We start from the raw sequence: 17,697 nt of genomic DNA on the forward strand, positions 1-17,697 counted from the left end.
GAGACTGCCTTTTATGGATTTCTCCCGCTTTTTTATCGACCGCCCGATATTCGCCGCGGTGCTGTCGATTTTGATCTTTACCACCGGACTGATCGCCATTCCGCTGCTGCCGATCAGTGAATATCCCAACGTGGTGCCACCCAGCGTGCAGGTGCGCGCCGAGTACCCAGGCGCCAACCCCAAAGTGATTGCTGATTCCGTGGCGACGCCGCTGGAAGAAGCCATCAACGGGGTGGAAAACATGATGTACATGAAGTCGGTGGCCGGTTCCGATGGCGTGCTGGTGACCACCGTGACCTTCCGTCCAGGCACCGATCCGGATCAGGCGCAGGTGCAGGTGCAGAACCGCGTGGCGCAGGCCGAAGCGCGTCTACCGGAAGAGGTGCGACAACTGGGCCTCACCACGCAGAAGATGTCGCCGACGCTGACGCTGGTGGTGCATATGTTCTCGCCGCACGGCAAGTACGATTCACTCTATTTGCGTAACTACGCCACGCTGAAGGTGAAAGATGAGCTGGCACGCCTGCCGGGCGTCGGACAGATTCAGATCTTCGGTGCCGGTGAGTACGCGATGCGCGTCTGGCTCGACCCCAATAAGGTGGCGGCGCGTGGCTTGACCGCTTCCGATGTGGTTAGCGCCATGCAGGAGCAGAACGTGCAGGTTTCTGCCGGGCAGCTTGGTGCGGAACCGCTGAAGAAACAGAGTGACTTCCTGCTGTCGATTAACACGCAGGGCCGGCTGGAAAGCGAAGAGCAGTTTGGCAATATCATCCTGAAAACCGCCGACGACGGCACGCTGGTGCGCCTGCGTGACGTGGCGCGTATCGAGATGGGTTCCGGCAGCTATGCGTTACGTTCGCAGCTGAACAACAAAGATGCGGTCGGGATTGGTATCTTCCAGGCACCGGGCGCCAACGCCATCGATCTCTCCAATGCGGTGCGCGATAAAATGGCCGAGCTGGCCACCCGCTTCCCGGACGATGTGCAGTGGGCCGCGCCTTACGATCCGACCGTGTTTGTGCGTGATTCGATTCGTGCCGTGGTGCAAACGCTGTTTGAAGCGATTGTACTGGTGGTGCTGGTGGTGATTCTGTTCCTGCAAACCTGGCGCGCCTCAATCATTCCGCTGCTGGCGGTGCCGGTTTCGGTGGTCGGTACCTTCAGCATCCTCTACCTGCTGGGCTTCTCGCTCAATACCTTGAGTTTGTTTGGCCTGGTATTGGCGATCGGTATCGTGGTGGATGACGCCATCGTGGTGGTGGAGAACGTTGAGCGTAATATCGAACAGGGTTTGTCACCCACCGCGGCGGCGCATCAGGCGATGCGCGAAGTATCAGGACCGATTATCGCTATCGCGCTGGTGCTGTGTGCGGTGTTCGTACCGATGGCCTTCCTATCGGGCGTGACCGGTCAGTTCTATAAGCAGTTTGCCGTGACGATTGCCATCTCCACGGTGATCTCGGCTATCAACTCGCTGACGCTCTCTCCGGCGCTGGCGGCGCTGCTGCTGAAACCGCACAACGCGGCGAAAGATATGCCGACGCGCATTATCGATCGCCTGCTCGGCTGGCTGTTCCGCCCGTTCAACCGCTTCTTCCAGCGCAGCTCGGATGGCTACGAATCGCTGGTAGGGAAAACGCTGCGTCGACGTGGCGCGGTGTTCGGCGTCTATGTGCTGCTGCTGGCGGGCGCGGGCTTTATGTTCCATACCGTGCCAGGCGGCTTTATTCCGACCCAGGATAAGTTGTATCTGATCGGCGGCGTAAAAATGCCAGAAGGTTCATCGCTGGCGCGCACCGATGAAGTGATTCGCAAGATGAGCGAAATCGGGATGAACACCGAAGGCGTGGCCTATTCGGTCGCGTTCCCCGGGCTTAATGCGTTGCAGTTCACCAACACGCCAAATACCGGCACGGTGTTCTTTGGCCTGAAGCCGTTCAGCGAACGGACGCGCAGCGCGGCGGAAATTAATGCTGAGATCAACGCCAAGATATCCAAAATCCAGCAAGGCTTTGGCTTCTCGATTATGCCACCGCCGATTTTGGGTCTGGGACAAGGCTCTGGTTATTCGCTGTATGTGCAGGATCGTGCAGGTTTGGGTTACGGTGCGCTGCAGAACGCCATCAATACCCTGACCGGTGCAGTGCTGCAGACGCCGGGCATGATGTTCCCGATTTCATCCTACCAGGCCAACGTGCCACAGCTGGATGTGCAGGTCGACCGCGACAAGGCCAAAGCGCAAGGCGTGTCGTTGACCGAGCTGTTTAGCACGCTGCAAACCTATCTGGGATCGTCGTACGTTAACGATTTCAATAAGTTTGGTCGCACCTGGCGCGTGATGGCGCAGGCAGACGGTGATTTCCGCGATAGCGTGCAGGATATCGGCAATTTGCGCACCCGCAACGATCGCGGCGAAATGGTGCCGATTGGCAGCATGGTCAATATCACCACTACGTACGGCCCCGATCCGGTGATTCGCTACAACGGCTATCCGGCGGCGGACCTGATTGGTGATGCCGATCCGCGCGTGCTCTCGTCGGCGCAGGCAATGCAGAAGCTGGAAGCGATGTCCACTCAGGTGCTGCCGAACGGCATGAACATTGAATGGACCGATCTGAGCTATCAGCAATCCACGCAAGGCAACACTGCGCTGATTGTGTTCCCGGTGGCCGTTCTGCTGGCGTTCCTGGTGCTGGCGGCCTTGTATGAAAGCTGGACGCTGCCGCTGGCGGTGATCCTGATTGTACCGGTGACCATGCTGTCTGCCCTGGTTGGCGTGTGGCTAACCGGCGGCGATAACAACGTGTTTGTGCAGGTTGGGTTGGTGGTATTGATGGGGCTGGCGTGTAAGAACGCGATTCTGATCGTTGAGTTTGCGCGCGAGCTGGAGATGCAGGGCAAGAGCATTGTCGATGCGGCGCTGGAAGCCTGTCGTCTGCGTCTGCGTCCCATCGTCATGACCTCGATTGCCTTTATCGCCGGTACCATTCCGCTGATTCTGGGTGAAGGTGCAGGTGCGGAAGTGCGCGGCGTGACCGGGATTACCGTGTTCTCGGGGATGCTGGGCGTGACGCTGTTTGGGCTGTTCCTGACGCCAGTGTTTTATGTGACGCTGCGTAAGCTGGTGACACGCAAGCAGCCGCAAGCGGAAGTGCAGACCGCGTAACAGTTAAATGTGTGATGAACAATCCGGGCCGATGTGCCCGGATTTTTTTATGTGTGGCGCTCGGAGCAATAAAAAAAGGTCACCATGAATGGCGACCCTACGGGATGGGTGCGGTTTTAGCGGCCTTTCTTACACAGGTCGGCGAGTTCGACATCAGGCAGCTCTTCACAGTTGCTGGTGTCGTTATGCTTCAGCTCGGCCAGCGCATCTGCCACGGTGCGGGTTTCCAGCACTTTCAGCGACGCTTCTTCAGCCTCTTCCGCAATCGATTTAAAGTACCAACACAGGTTAGCACTGACCAGACAACGCGGAGCGACATCCGGACGCGAAGCCCAGAGCTTTTTATCTTCAATCACCGAAGTGTAGATGTCGCGCAGCGTGATCTCAGCAGCCGGACGACCCAGGTGAATTGAGCCGGTGCGGCCAAGCGTCGAGACGATGATGCCGTCGCGCGTGAGCGGAACCATGAGTTTTCGAATGAAACTGGGGTTCGCTTCAAGACCATACGCCAATATGGCACTGGTCGAGCGTTTGCCCAGTTGCTCCGCCATCGCTACGCTCAAAACCATCTGCAAAGCTGTCGGGAAGCGGTAATCAAGCATTTCAATATCCTGAGTTGCGGTTATCTTGTTGTTTTTATGCCGCGACAGTGAGTAATCAATGAGCAATAAATATAACAAACACTGTTGCTTTTTAGAAGCCAGCGCCCGTGATCCAGGCACGTATTCCCCATTTAAGCGGGTAGAAGCGCACAGGCTGCTTAATTTATCGCTCCCCTTTCCGACTGTGGGCTGGCGTGTGGCAATTTCTGCTTCAACACCATCACCAGCAGCACGTTGATAAACGCCAACAGACACAATAGCCACAGCGTGGCATTGGCGCCAAGGTGCTCAAAGACATAGCCGCCAACCAGCGGCGTTAATGCCTGGCCAATCAACGCGGGACGCGCCATGCGCCCAACCACAATCGCGTAAGCCTCTGGTTTGACCATTACCAGCGGTAAAGTTCCCCGCACTATCGCCCGCAGCCCATTTCCGGCGCCGTACAGCACCATGCTCAGCACGGCAAACTGCGGATAACACGCCAGCAGCAGCAGGCCCAGCGCCACCAATCCCACCGAGAAGAAAGTGGTCCAGATGGGATGTCCGCGCTTGAAGGCGATGTCGACAATGCGCGAGCCCACCTGACAGGGACCAAGAATGGCGCTGATCGCTAAAGCCGACGCCAGCGTATGCCCGCTGGCTTGCAGCAAGGTAATCAGTTGCACCGAAATCGCCGTCATGATCACCGATGCGAGGGTGAAAATACTGCACAGCAACCAGAACAGCGCCGGGGCAAGTTTATCGCCGTGCGCGGCTGATGTCGGCTTGCTGGTAGCGATTTTCGCTGCGGGCGCAGGCAGTGCGTAAAGGTAGGCGGGCAACACGGAAAGACACAATACTCCGGCGATGGCAAAACAGGCGCCGCGCCACTCCAGCCAGTGGATCAGCAGCGCGGTGCCCGGCCAAACCAGGGTGGTACAAAAACCGGAGATCAGCGTGATGCCGGTAATCGCGCCGCGCGCCTGCCCGCCGTACAGCGTGCCGAGCGTGGCGAACAGCGCATCGTATAAGCCCATCGCCATGCCAATGCCGATAATCAGCCAGGCAAACAGAAACAGCAGCAGATGATGGCTGAGGCCCATGATCACCAGACCGATCGCCATCACCGCCCCGCTCGCTGCCAGCAATACGCGACCATAAGAGCGAGAAATCAGTCGGCCGCTTAGCGGGGCCAGCAAACCCGAAATCAACATACCGAGCGACAGCGCGCCATACACCCACTGCTGCGACCAGCCGGTTTCCGCCACGATCGGATTGGCCATCACCGCCATTAAATAGAACGATCCGCCCCATGAGAGGATTTGCACTAATCCAAGCGTAATAATGGCGGGAACAGGTGGCTTTGGCAGAGGCTGCACGACAATTATCCATTAGCAGGCAAAGCATTGTTATAACACGTTAATCCAGCAGGAAAAATCCTCTCTTCCCCTGCTTAGCGAAATCCTTGCGCTGCGCTGGCAGATTAGCACCCGAGTCAGTACACTAAAAGTATGTTGTAACTATGGAGGCATTTTATGGCCCGTTATGATTTGGTTGCCGATCTACATGAATGCGTGAACGCGCTGGAAGCGGCGTTGAGTGCCTTACGTCAGCAGATTGAACAGCAACCACTGCTGATTGCACGGGTTTTCAGCCTGCCGGAAATTGAAAAAGGGCGTGAGCACGATGAAATTGAACGCATCGCCGTAACGCAGCATCTCGGTAAAACCGCGCGCGAAATGGCATTGGCGCACTACTGCCGCCTGTTTATGCAGCATCAATCGGAAAAGCTCAGCACTAAAGCTGCGGTGCGATTGCCGGGCGCGATCTGCATCCAGGCTGAGGGGGAAATGCATGCGCAAATCACGCAGCAGGTGGCCGAGATCAACACGTTGAAGCAGCGGCTGGAACAGCTCATTACCGTGGAGTCGGGCTTGCCGAGCGAGGCGCGCTTTGAGTTTGTCCACCAGCATCTGCGCGGCTTAATCACCCTAAACGCCTACCGCAGCGTGACGCTGCTTAATTCGCCAGACAGTTTGCGTTTTGGCTGGGCAAATAAAAACATCATCAAAAACGTGACGCGTGATGCGGTGGTTGAGCAGCTGGAGCGCAGTCTGAAAGCCAATCGCGCTCAGGCGCCGTGGACGCGTGAGCAGTGGGCGGAAAAAGTGCAGCAGGAGCTGGAAGCGATTCTCGCGCTGCCTGCGGGAGCGAAGCTGAAAATCAAACGTCCGGTGAAGGTACAACCGATTGCCCGCGTGTGGCGCGCCAGCGAGAAGAAGCAGGTACAACTTGCCTGCCCTTCCCCGCTGCTGGTGCTGTGCCGCGATAAGACGCAGGTACCCATTTTGGGCGAGCTGCTGAATTATGATGCAGATAACGTCGCGTATCGCCACAAACCGCTGGCCGAACCGCTGCATTTGATCATTCCACGCCTGCATTTGTGGAGCGATCGACTGGCGTAAATTTATTTTCAAATCGCTGCATCCAATTCGCCATCAACCCTCGTATATCCGAGTGTGAGCAACTCCTTCGCTCCCTACTACGAGGATTTATGATGAAAAAGCTTATGAGCATTGCAGTCGTATCCGGCACGTTACTGTTTACCGCAGGCGCCTACGCCGCCATGGACAATGACGCTGTGATGGTTGGCGGCGCAGCGATGTATCCACAAAAAAACATCGTGGAAAATGCGCTGAACTCAAAAGATCACACCACCCTGGTCGCTGCGGTAAAAGCCGCTGGCCTGGTAGAAACCCTTGAGGGCAAAGGCCCGTTTACCGTATTCGCGCCCACCAATGCCGCCTTCGCCAAACTGCCGGCGGGCACCGTTGATAATCTGTTGAAACCGGAAAACAAAGCCAAGCTGACCAGTATCCTCACCTACCATGTGGTGGCGGGCAAATTCGACATGAAAGCGCTGGAGAAGAAAATTAAGCAAGGTGGTGGACATGCCGAACTGAAAACCGTAAACGGCCAGCCGCTGTGGATCATGAACAATGGTCCGCACAACATTCAGCTGAAAGATGGTCAAGGCAATGTGGCGAATATCAGCACCTATGACGTCAATCAGAAAAATGGGGTGATTGATGTAGTTGATACCGTCTTGATGCCTAAGTAATTGTCTATACTCGCTTTAGGATTACAGTTTGGCGAGAACTCCATGGATAACAGGCTGACAGAACAGCAAGTTAGATTGTTGCAGGCGGTCGCCAATGGCGATCGCCGTGCTTTTGAGCAACTGTATCGACTCACTTCGCCGCACCTTTTCGCCTTGGCCCTGCGCATGTTACATCAGCAAGGCTGGGCGGAAGAGGTGCTGCACGATTGTTATCTCACCATCTGGAACCGGGCAAACGCCTACGACGCAACTCTTAGCGCGCCGATGACATGGATGACGCACATTGTACGTAATCGCTGCATTGACGGATTACGCAGCGGACAAGCACGCATGATGCAGGATGCTGAAACGTTTGACGATCGGCTGCTGGCAAACGCTGAACACGATGACAATAACTGGCACGATGCGGCACAAGCCGATCGCCTGCGACACTGCATTGACCACCTGAGCAGCGAACAGCGGCAAAGTATCTCGCTGGCTTACTATCAGGGGATGTCCCACAGTGATATTGCCGCCTGGCTACAACAGCCGGTGGGCTCGGTAAAAAGCTGGATTCGCCGCGCGCTGGAGCATCTGCGGGAGTGTGTGGGCCTATGAACAATCAACAACAACGCGATGACGCGTTATCGGCGGAATATGCGCTGGGTACCTTAAGCGGCCTTGCACGTTTACGCTTTGCAACCCGGCTGCGCGCTGAGCCAACACTCGCGGCTAACGTCGCGCGCTGGCAAGCCATGCTGGCGGGGTTGGATAGCCAGCTTGGGCCCATCACACCGCCGGAAAAAGTGTGGATAAAGATTGCGCTCAGCTTGCCAGAGAAAAGGGAGCAGCCACCTCAACGCCGCTATGTGGGCTGGATGTTGGTCGCCAGCATCGCGGCTATCGCCCTGATTGCTACCCTCTTGCTGCAGCCACCGACATTAAAGCCGTTAACCGTGTTAAGCGACGCGCAGCACCGTGAACAGTGGGTAGTCAGCGCCGACAGTAAGCTGGCACAGCTGAGCCTGACGCCGTTACATCCGGCCACTCTAACCGCCAGTAACAGCCTCGAACTGTGGTTGATTCCGGCCGGTAAAGCGCCGATTTCGCTAGGTTTGCTGGATAGCCAAAATGCCACGGAGATCGCGCTGAAAAATCGCAATCTCGTGCGTTCCGACATGATTGCCATCAGCCTTGAGCCGCGCGGTGGCTCGCCAACTGGCCAGCCAACCGGTCCGGTGTTGTACAGCGGGCAGCTATAGCATAAAAAAGGCCGTTCAGATGAACGGCCTTCATAACAGTTAGCGGCAGATTACTGCTTCATGCTGCCAACCATCTCCTCCGGACGTACCCACTCGTCGAACTGCTCTTCAGTGAGATAACCCAATTTCAGCGCCGAGCCTTTCAGCGTCAGGCCCTCTTTATGGGCTTTCTTGGCGATTTCCGCCGCTTTGTCGTAACCGATATGGGTGTTGAGCGCGGTAACCAGCATCAGCGACTCGTTCAGCAACTGATCGATACGCTCGCGCACCGGCTCAATACCAATCGCGCAGTGGTGATTGAAGCTGTCCATACCGTCGGCCAGCAGGCGCACCGATTGCAGGAAGTTGTGGATCACCATCGGACGGAACACGTTGAGCTCAAAGTTGCCGGACGCACCGCCAATGTTCACCGCCACATCGTTACCCATCACCTGGCAACACAGCATGGTGAGCGCTTCGCACTGCGTCGGGTTCACTTTGCCGGGCATGATCGAGCTGCCTGGCTCGTTTTCCGGGATCGCCAGTTCACCAATGCCGCAACGTGGACCAGAGGCCAGCCAGCGCACGTCATTGGCAATTTTCATCAGCGAAGCCGCCAGGCCTTTTAGCGCGCCGTGCGCATGCACCAGTGCATCGCAGGTTGCCAGCGCTTCAAACTTGTTTGGTGCGGTTACAAACGGCTGTTTGGTCAGATCGGCCAGCGCTTTTGCCACGCGCACCGCGTACTCCGGATGGGTGTTCAGGCCGGTGCCGACCGCGGTACCGCCCAGCGCCAGCTCCGCCACGTGCGGAATGCTGTTTTCGATGTGCTTAAGATTGTGCTCCAGCATCGCTACCCAGCCGGAGATCTCCTGACCGAGCGTTAACGGTGTCGCATCCTGCAGATGGGTACGACCAATCTTGACAATATCTTTGAACGCGTCGGATTTCTCACTCAGCGTCTTTTTCAACACGTGAATCTGCGGAATCAGCTGCTCCCGCACGGCAATGACCGCGGCCACGTGCATGGCGGTGGGGAACACATCATTGGAGCTTTGGCTTTTATTCACGTCATCATTCGGATGCACCAGACGCGACATGCCACGCTCGCCGCCGAGAATTTCACTGGCACGGTTGGCCAGCACTTCGTTCATGTTCATGTTGGTTTGCGTGCCGGAGCCGGTCTGCCAAATCGCCAGCGGGAATTCGTCGCTGTGCTTATCAGCCAGCACTTCGTCGGCGGCTTTGAGAATCGCCTGAGCACGATCGGCCGGTAGCAAGCCGAGATCCTGGTTAACCTGCGCGGCGGCGCGCTTGGTCAGCGCCAGCGCGTGCACCAATGCCACCGGCATTTTCTCGGTTGAGATTTTGAAATGTTCCAGCGAACGCTGGGTTTGTGCGCCCCACAACTTATCTGCCGGTACTTCGATCGGTCCCATTGAGTCTTTTTCAATGCGATTGGCTGCCATGACTACGTCTCCTTAGCTCAGATTTTGAGGTTTCCGCTCTAAACGCCTTCCCGCGACGCCGTTGAGCGAGCAAGATTGTCACATACAAGAATTTAACATTATGCGAGCCTATCGCGTTTATTGCACTTGTTCGTGTATTTTCTATGGCACTTTCTGCTTTAATACGCTTATTTACTTACGGTTATTAAGGGTAAACGATGCAAAAATTGAACAATTCGCTGCAAAATTACGCCTGGGGCAGCAAAACTGCGCTGACCGAACTTTACGGCATCGAAAATCCGCAGGGGTTGCCAATGGCCGAGCTGTGGATGGGCGCGCACCCAAAAAGTCCTTCCACCGTTGACGTAAACGGTGAAGCGCGTTCGCTGCGCGATGTGATCGATGCGGATAAAGTGGCCACGCTGGGCAAAGCCGTCGCTGAACGTTTTGGCGAGCTGCCGTTCCTGTTTAAAGTGCTGTGCGCCGATCAGCCGCTGTCGATTCAGGTGCATCCAAGTAAAGCCGCCGCCGAGCAGGGCTTTGCGCGAGAAAATGCCGCCGGCATTCCACTGAGCGCCGCCGAACGTAACTATAAAGATGCCAATCATAAGCCGGAGCTGGTGTATGCATTGACGCCCTTCCAGGCGATGAACGGTTTCCGCGAGCTGCATGAGACTGTCTCGCTGCTGGAACCGGTCGCTGGCGCGCATCCGCAAATCGCCCACTTCCTGGAGAATGCCAACGAAGCCAATCTGGCAAAACTGTTCGCCACCCTGCTGTCGTTGAAAGATGAGGCTAAATCACGCGCCATTGGCGTGTTGAAATCGGCGCTCAATTCCCGTGAAGGCGAACCGTGGCAAACCATCAAATCCATTGCCGCCGATTATCCCGATGATAGCGGCCTGTTTTCCCCGCTGCTGCTGAATGTGATCACGCTGCAGCCGGGCGAAGCGATGTTCCTGTTCGCCGAAACGCCACACGCCTATTTAAAAGGCGTGGCGCTGGAAGTGATGGCGAACTCCGATAACGTGCTACGCGCCGGTCTGACGCCGAAGTTTATTGATATCCCGGAACTGCTGGCTAACCTGAAATTCCACGCAAAACCGGCGGCGACGCTGCTGACGCAACCGCAGCGCGACGGCGAAACGCTGAACTTCCCGATTCCAGTGGAGGATTTTGCCTTCGCTATCCATGCGCTGTCAGCTGCGCCGCAGGCCCTGGCGCAAAACAGTGCTGCCCTGCTGTTCTGTATCGAAGGCCAGGCGGTGATTGAGAAGTCTGGTCAACAGCTGGTGCTGAAGCCGGGTGAATCCTGTTTTGTCGCCGCCGACGAGTCACCGGTGAGCGCAGCAGGTACCGGACGACTGGCGCGCGTGTTTAATACGCTGGACTGATCCGGCTGACGCTTGCAGCATTAACTGCTATTCTTTCAAACTATTAATTTAAAACGCCTGCGGGCGTTTTTCTTCACCCGTCGCGCACCGACCAGCGGCGTGCGGACGCAAGGATAAGGACGACACAGCGATGAAAAAGACCAAGGTTGCCGTAGGTGTGATTGTGGCGCTCGGCGTGATTTGGACTGGTGCTTCATGGTTTACCGGTAAACAACTGGAAAGCCACATGGATGAGATGTTGCAGAATGCCAATGCGCAGCTGAATGCTTACGCGCCCAATAGCCGTTTGACGCTGAGCTATCAGGATTATCAGCGTGGCGTGTTCAGCAGCAAGACCAAACTGGTGGTGCAGGCCAGCTCACAAACCAATGACAATCCGCTGTTGAAGCCTGGTCAAAGCATCGTGCTGAACGAGACCATCGATCACGGTCCTTTCCCGTTCGCCCAGCTCAAACGTGGCAGCCTGATCCCAAGTATGGCATCAGTGCATACCGAACTGGAAAACACCGATGCGGTGAAGAAACTGTTTGAATTGACCAACGGTAAATCGCTGGTTAATGCCGATACGCGCGTGGGCTACAGTGGCGCGACCGATACCGATCTCACGCTGCTGGCGGTGGATTACAACAATGCGCAAACGGGCGATCGTCTGGCGACCAACGGCGGTTCGCTGAATATCAGCGCCGATAGCAAAGGCGATAAGGTTAGTCTGGACGGCGACTTCTCCAGCATCGCGGTGACCAGTAAAAATCAAGTCGACATGCCGGTGCTGTTCACCTTGAATGGCCTGAAACTCAGCGGCGATACGCATCTCAGCCCGGAAGGCGTGCGCGTTGGCGATCAATCCATCTCTCTGGATAAGCTGAATGCCAGCATCAACGGCCAGGAAGGTCTCTCGCTGGAGAAGCTGAAAACCACCTCTTCCTTTGATAATAAAGAGGGCAAGATTGGCGGCAAGCTGGACGTGAACGTTGACAAAATCACCCTGCAGAAGCAGCCATTTGGTGAAGCCAAACTGGCGATGACCTTCGCGCAATTCGATGCGCAGGCAGTGAAAGCCTTCTCCGATACCTACAACGCCCAGATGCAAGATCTGCTAAGCCAGCCGGGTGTAGCGGAAGATCCGATTCGCTATCAGGCCAGCGTGCAAACCATCCTGCGTAACAACCTGCCAACGCTGTTAAAAGGCTCGCCAACCTTAAGCATTGCGCCGCTGAGCTGGAAAAATGACAAGGGCGAGAGCAGCTTCAATCTGAACCTGGGCTTTAACGATCCGGCCACCGTGACCGGTGAAGCGCAGAGTTTGGGTGCCGCGGTAGATCGCGTGTTGAAAAACCTCGACGGTAAACTGACCATCAATATGCCGATGGCCACGGAAACCATGCGTCATGTCGGTCTGGCGGAGGGATATCAGGGCGATGATGCGCAGAAGCTGGCGGATCAGCAGGTGAAAGGCTTAGCCGCGATGGGTCAGATGTTCCGTCTGACACAGCAGCAGGATGACAACATCGTCACCAGTCTGCAGTACGGCAACGGTCAGGTCACAATGAATGGCGACAAGATGACGCTGGAGCAGTTCTTGTCACGCTATATGCTGGGTGCGCCAACCAGCGAAGGTATGCCGGAGTAATCTCTTGTGGGCGGCCGCCTGGCCGCCCTTACGCTTCCCCGCGCATCAATTGCGGCGGTACGATCAAACTCTGAATTTCCGCCTCTGGCTGCAGCAGCCTTTGCAACATTCTCTCCGCTGCACGACGCCCCACATCCCGCGCTTCGCTACTGACAAAAGTCATGGTGGGATCGTGTAATTCGCGCTGCGGATCGTCGTTGAAGCCCACCAGCGCCAGCTGCTGGGTGTAATAACTGTCTACCGCGCCTTCGCCAAAGGTTCGCCCACAGCGTAACGCCCCGAAGTAACAGCCGAGCGCGGTGCTGCCGTTATGCGCCAGAATTGCGGTGATGCCGGGATGCTGGCGCAGCAATGCCAGCGTCAACGCCGACACGCTTTGCTGGCGATCGTCGCACTCAATGATCCAGTCGGATCGAAACGGCAAGCCATATTGCAGCAAGGTAGCGCAATAGCCGCCAATCCGCTCCGCTCGCGTCAGTGACGATCCTAATCCGCCCATCCAGGCGATACGCTGATGACCCTGGCGAATCAGATATTCGGTGGCGATGCGTGCCGCCTGGCTGTTGTCGGGACGTAACGAATCGACATTGTCCAAACTGCTGGCGCGCGCGGCGCAGACCAAGGCAATGTTCTGCTCTTGTGCTAGCGGTACCAGCGTTTCCGCCTGCGCCACCGCGCCGCCCAGCACAATGCCCTCCGCGCCCTGCGCCACCAGCGTGTCAAAACAGCGTTTAAGATGCTGTCCATGCTGACCGCTTTGTGTCAGCACCAGCACTTTGCCCTGCTGCTCCAGTATTTCGCTAAGTCCGGCGGTCATTGCGGCATAAAAGGGCTGGCTAAGATCGCGCACAATCAAGCCGATGACGCCACTTTCTCCGCCGCGCAAGATGGATGCAGAGCGATTTCGTACATAGCCAAGCTGCTCAATCGCTTGATTGACGCGTGTGGCGGTGGCGGGCGAGATGCGCCCTTTTCCTGATAACACCAACGACACGGTAGAGACCGAAACCCCGGCGACCAATGCCACATCATGAATAGTGGTTTTCTGCTGGGACATAGTGTTCCGTTACCGACGAGCAAAAACAAAGAGATAAAACGTTACACTGATTTCATCAAAAATAAAGTCTGCGATTAGTCACTCTTTGTGATTATAGCCACAAAAATAAGTGGTAAAACGTTTTATCATCCTTGACCCCATTGAAGCCTTTCACTTTTTTGCCAGGAGATCCTATGTCCGCCACCCGCCCGAAAATGTCACTTTGGGAGTTTTTCCAAAGTCTGGGTAAAACCTTTATGTTGCCCGTTGCGCTGCTGTCGTTTTGCGGCATTTTGCTGGGGATCGGCAGTTCGCTCAGCAGCCACGACGTTCTGACGCTGATTCCTCTGCTCGATCAGCCTTTCCTGCAATACCTGTTTATCTGGCTGGCGAAAATCGGGTCATTTGCTTTCAGCTATCTACCGGTAATGTTTGCGATTGCCATTCCACTCGGTATGGCGCGCGAGAATAAAGGCGTAGCGGCGTTTGCCGGTTTTGTCGGTTATGCGGTGCTGAACCTGAGTATTAACTTCTGGCTCAATATCAATGGCATTCTGCCGACCACCGATGCGGCGATGCTGAAAGCCAACAACGTGCAAAATATCCTCGGCATTCAATCGATTGACACCGGGATTCTCGGCGCGGTGATCGTCGGCGTCGTGGTGTTCTGGCTGCACGAGCGTTTCCACAACATTCGCCTACCGGATGCGCTGGCCTTCTTCGGCGGTACGCGTTTTGTGCCGATCGTCACGGCAATGGCAATGGGCGTGCTGGGCTTAGTGGTTCCGCTGATTTGGCCTTTCTTCGCCCGCGCGATTACCGGTCTTGGCTGGGTAATCAACAGCGCCGGTGAATTTGGCCCGATGATCTTCGGTACCGGTGAACGTTTGCTGCTGCCGTTTGGTTTACAGCACATTCTGGTGGCGATCATTCGCTTTACCGATGCTGGCGGCACGCTGGATGTGTGCGGGAAAAGCGTCAGCGGCGCGTTAACCATTTTCCAGGCGCAGCTGGCCTGTGCGGATACGCACGGCTTTGCCGAGAGCGCCACGCGTTTCCTGTCGCAGGGTAAAATGCCGGCCTTCCTCGGTGGTTTGCCCGGTGCGGCTTTAGCCATGTATCACTGCGCCCGTCCGGAAAATCGTCATAAAATTAAAGGGCTGCTGATTTCTGGCGTGGTGGCCTGCGTAGTAGGCGGCACCACTGAACCGCTGGAGTTCCTGTTCCTGTTCGTCGCGCCGGTGCTGTATCTCATCCACGCGCTGTTGACCGGTTTAGGCTTTACCGTGATGGCGATGCTTGGCGTGACCATCGGTAACACCGACGGCAACGTCATCGACTTCTTCGTGTTCGGCGTACTGCACGGCCTCTCGACCAAATGGTACTGGGTGCCGGTGATTGCTGCAGTGTGGTTCGTGGGCTATTACGCCATCTTCCGCTTTGCTATCAGTCACTTCAATATCAAAACGCCGGGCCGCGAAATCGAGACCAACAGCGTGGCTCAGCAGGTCAGCCGTGCCAGCGTGGGGAAATCAGGCTTTAATACGCCAGCAATTCTGTCGGCACTGGGCGGCGTTGAAAACATCGCTTCGCTGGATAACTGCCTGACGCGTCTGCGTATTACCGTGGTCGATATGAGCAAGGTGGATGATGCTACACTGAAAGCCAACGGCGCGATTGGCGTAGTCCATGTCAATGCCACCAATCTGCAAGTGGTGATGGGGCCGCAGGTACAGTCGGTGAAAGATGAGATGGCGCACCTGATGAGCGCAACGGTGTAATGATGCAGGATTTCGCTTTCAATCGCGTGGTCGATCGCCACGGCAGCTGGTGCACGCAGTGGGATTTTGTCGCCGACCGCTTCGGCGTGGCGGACTTACTGCCCTTCACCATCTCCGATATGGATTTCGCCACCGCGCCTTGCATCATCGAGGCGCTACAGCAGCGACTCGACCACGGTGTTTTCGGTTACAGCCGCTGGCAGCATGATGATTTTCTCGCCGCACTGCAGCACTGGATGCGCAGCCGATTTAATACTGAAGTCCCGGCAGAATCATTGGTTTATGGCCCGTCAGTGATTTATATGGTGGCGCAGCTGTTGCGCCACTGGACGCAGCCTGACGATGAAGTGCTGATCCACACGCCCGCCTACGATGCGTTCTACCACACCATCAATGGCAATCAACGTAGCGTACTGGAGCTGCCGCTGCAGCGTCACGGTAACGAATGGGTTTGTGATATGGCAAAGCTGGAGACGTTACTGGCACGGCCGCGCTGCAAAGTGATGCTGCTTTGCAGTCCACATAACCCAACAGGAAAAGTGTGGCAATTGCAGGAGTTGCAGCAGATGGCGATGCTGTGCGAGCGGCACGGCGTCAAGGTTATCAGCGATGAAATTCATATGGATATGGTGCTGGATGATGTGCGTCATACGCCGTGGAGCAAGGTTGCCGCATCTGATTGGGTGCTATTTACCTCGGCCTCCAAGAGCTTCAACATTCCGGCGCTAACCGGTGCCTGGGGCATCATTCCTGACGAGCGCGATCGTCAGGCGTGGTTCCGCGCCTTGAAGCAGCAGGATGGCTTGTCCTCACCGGCGGTTATGGCGGTTGCCGCGACCATTGCCGCTTATCGCGATGGCGCGCCGTGGCTGGATGCATTGCGTCATTATCTGCGCGGCAATATGCAGCACATCGCGCAGCGCCTGAATGCCGCGTGTCCGCCGCTCAACTGGCAGCCACCGGCCGCCACCTATCTGGCGTGGATCGATCTCAATCCACTTGGCATGGACGAACAGGCGCTACAACAGCGTCTGATACATCAATACAAAGTGGCGATCATGCCCGGTTCAACCTACGGTGCGGCGAGTCGGGGTTATCTGCGTCTCAACGCCGGTTGCCCGCGTAGCAAACTGGATGACGGGCTGGATCGTCTGATCGCCGGGTTAAAATCGTTCTAAAATGCGACGGATGCTGATTAATTCAGCATCCGTTTTACTGTTTGCGCAAATCGCTGGCGCTGTTGCGCAAGATGTTTTTATAATCCTCTGCACTTTATGAAACTGAAGCGAGTGCGCCATGATTGATCTTAAACTCCCCCTCACCGATATCCACCGCCACCTTGATGGCAATATTCGCGCACAAACCATTCTCGATTTAGGTCGCCAATATAATCTCGCGCTGCCCGCCGATTCGCTCGATGCATTGCGTCCGCATGTGCAGGTCACCGCCAACGAGCCGGATCTGGTGAGCTTCCTGCAGAAACTGGATTGGGGCGTGAAAGTGCTGGGCGATCTTGATGCCTGCCGTCGCATTGCGCTGGAAAACGTCGAGGATGCGGCGCGTGCCGGTATCCATTATGCGGAGTTGCGCTTCTCACCAGGTTATATGGCGATGACCCACAACCTGCCGATTGCTGGCGTGGTTGAAGCGGTGATTGACGGCGTGCGTGCCGGTATTGCGCAATACGGCGTCGATGTTCGCCTGACGGGCATCATGAGCCGTACTTTTGGCGAGGAAGCCTGCCTGCGTGAGCTGGAAGGCTTACTGGCGCATCGCGATGGCATCACTGCGGTCGATCTGGCCGGCGATGAGTTAGGCTTCCCGGGCAGCGAATTCCTGAGCCACTTTAATCGTGCACGCGATGCGGGCTTCCGCATTACCGTCCACGCCGGTGAAGCGGCGGGTCCGGAAAGTATCTGGCAAGCGATTCGTGAACTGGGCGCTGAGCGTATCGGTCACGGCGTCAAGGCGATTGAAGATCGCGCGCTCATGGATTTCCTCGCCGAGCAGCGTATAGGGATTGAATCTTGCCTGACCTCGAATATTCAGACCAGCACCGTGTCGTCGCTGAGCAATCATCCACTGAAAACCTTCCTGCAACACGGCATTCTGGCGACCATCAACACTGACGATCCGGCGGTTCAGGGCGTTGAACTGGCTCATGAATACGAAGTGGCGGCGCCACAGGCGGGATTGAGCGCTGAAGAGATGCGTCAGGCACAGGATAATGGCGTGACCATCGCGTTTCTGAATGATGCAGAGAAAGCAGCGCTGCGCGCACGCGTAGCGGGCTAAAACATTCCCTCTCCCGCATGCGGGA

At 56.4% G+C, this 17,697-nt stretch carries 14 protein-coding genes; 10 read left to right on the forward strand and 4 right to left on the reverse strand.

The features are described from left to right. Positions 1–13 precede the first annotated feature (13 nt). Entirely contained in the window at positions 14–3,166 is a 3,153-nt protein-coding gene (oqxB, locus tag WFL93_RS00420) for a multidrug efflux RND transporter permease subunit OqxB (protein ID WP_049851782.1), read from the forward strand. A gap of 116 nt (positions 3,167–3,282) precedes the next feature. Here the strand turns inward: oqxB and WFL93_RS00425 are convergent, their stop codons facing one another. Then, complete coding sequence (locus WFL93_RS00425; RefSeq protein WP_007893848.1) at positions 3,283–3,768, reverse strand: RrF2 family transcriptional regulator; 486 nt, start codon at positions 3,766–3,768, stop codon at positions 3,283–3,285. Positions 3,769–3,926: 158 nt separating this feature from the next. Beyond that, positions 3,927–5,126 carry an MFS transporter gene (locus WFL93_RS00430; protein WP_336777052.1) on the reverse strand — a complete coding sequence of 400 codons (1,200 nt, stop codon included), beginning with the start codon at positions 5,124–5,126 and terminating at the stop codon, positions 3,927–3,929. A gap of 156 nt (positions 5,127–5,282) precedes the next feature. Here WFL93_RS00430 and tus point away from each other — a divergent pair, with 156 nt between their 5' ends. The 4 genes from tus (at position 5,283) to WFL93_RS00450 (ending at position 8,109) form a co-directional block, all read left to right on the forward strand. Beyond that, a complete protein-coding gene (gene tus / locus WFL93_RS00435; RefSeq protein ID WP_180823527.1) occupies positions 5,283–6,212 on the forward strand; it encodes a DNA replication terminus site-binding protein in 930 nt (309 codons plus the stop codon). A gap of 92 nt (positions 6,213–6,304) precedes the next feature. Then, complete coding sequence (locus tag WFL93_RS00440) at positions 6,305–6,868, forward strand: fasciclin domain-containing protein (RefSeq protein ID WP_049851785.1); 564 nt, start codon at positions 6,305–6,307, stop codon at positions 6,866–6,868. A 42-nt stretch (positions 6,869–6,910) separates the two neighbouring features. After that, entirely contained in the window at positions 6,911–7,465 is a 555-nt protein-coding gene (locus WFL93_RS00445) for a sigma-70 family RNA polymerase sigma factor (RefSeq protein WP_049851786.1), read from the forward strand. After that, positions 7,462–8,109 carry an anti-sigma factor gene (locus tag WFL93_RS00450; protein WP_336777053.1) on the forward strand — a complete coding sequence of 216 codons (648 nt, stop codon included), beginning with the start codon at positions 7,462–7,464 and terminating at the stop codon, positions 8,107–8,109. The genes WFL93_RS00445 and WFL93_RS00450 overlap by 4 nt, the downstream gene beginning before the upstream one ends. A gap of 50 nt (positions 8,110–8,159) precedes the next feature. Here the strand turns inward: WFL93_RS00450 and fumC are convergent, their stop codons facing one another. Then, complete coding sequence (gene fumC, locus WFL93_RS00455; protein ID WP_154152367.1) at positions 8,160–9,557, reverse strand: class II fumarate hydratase; 1,398 nt, start codon at positions 9,555–9,557, stop codon at positions 8,160–8,162. 197 nt (positions 9,558–9,754) lie between these two features. Here fumC and manA point away from each other — a divergent pair, with 197 nt between their 5' ends. Together manA and WFL93_RS00465 are read left to right on the forward strand one after the other, a co-directional pair. Next, positions 9,755–10,930, forward strand: coding sequence for a mannose-6-phosphate isomerase (gene manA, locus WFL93_RS00460; protein WP_336777054.1), 1,176 nt, complete (start codon positions 9,755–9,757; stop codon positions 10,928–10,930). 130 nt (positions 10,931–11,060) lie between these two features. Then, positions 11,061–12,560: a YdgA family protein gene (locus WFL93_RS00465; protein WP_007893834.1), complete on the forward strand. Its 1,500-nt coding sequence runs from the start codon at positions 11,061–11,063 to the stop codon at positions 12,558–12,560. A 28-nt stretch (positions 12,561–12,588) separates the two neighbouring features. Here WFL93_RS00465 and malI read toward each other — a convergent pair whose 3' ends face one another. Further along, on the reverse strand, positions 12,589–13,617 hold the full coding sequence (gene malI / locus WFL93_RS00470; RefSeq protein WP_007893832.1) for a Mal regulon transcriptional regulator MalI: 1,029 nt from the start codon (positions 13,615–13,617) through the stop codon (positions 12,589–12,591). A gap of 173 nt (positions 13,618–13,790) precedes the next feature. Here malI and malX point away from each other — a divergent pair, with 173 nt between their 5' ends. The 3 genes from malX (at position 13,791) to add (ending at position 17,672) form a co-directional block, all read left to right on the forward strand. Beyond that, positions 13,791–15,377 carry a maltose/glucose-specific PTS transporter subunit IIBC gene (gene malX / locus WFL93_RS00475; RefSeq protein ID WP_336777055.1) on the forward strand — a complete coding sequence of 529 codons (1,587 nt, stop codon included), beginning with the start codon at positions 13,791–13,793 and terminating at the stop codon, positions 15,375–15,377. Continuing rightward, positions 15,377–16,555, forward strand: a complete 1,179-nt coding sequence (locus WFL93_RS00480; RefSeq protein WP_336777056.1) for a MalY/PatB family protein — start codon at positions 15,377–15,379, stop codon at positions 16,553–16,555. Before malX ends, WFL93_RS00480 begins: the two co-directional genes overlap by 1 nt. Positions 16,556–16,673: 118 nt before the next feature. Beyond that, positions 16,674–17,672, forward strand: coding sequence for an adenosine deaminase (gene add, locus WFL93_RS00485; RefSeq protein WP_007893822.1), 999 nt, complete (start codon positions 16,674–16,676; stop codon positions 17,670–17,672). Positions 17,673–17,697: the final 25 nt, after the last annotated feature.

The sequence above is a fragment of the Pantoea sp. USHLN256 genome (genome assembly GCF_037149875.1).
In the GTDB taxonomy this organism is placed as follows: Bacteria; Pseudomonadota; Gammaproteobacteria; order Enterobacterales; family Enterobacteriaceae; genus Pantoea; species Pantoea nemavictus.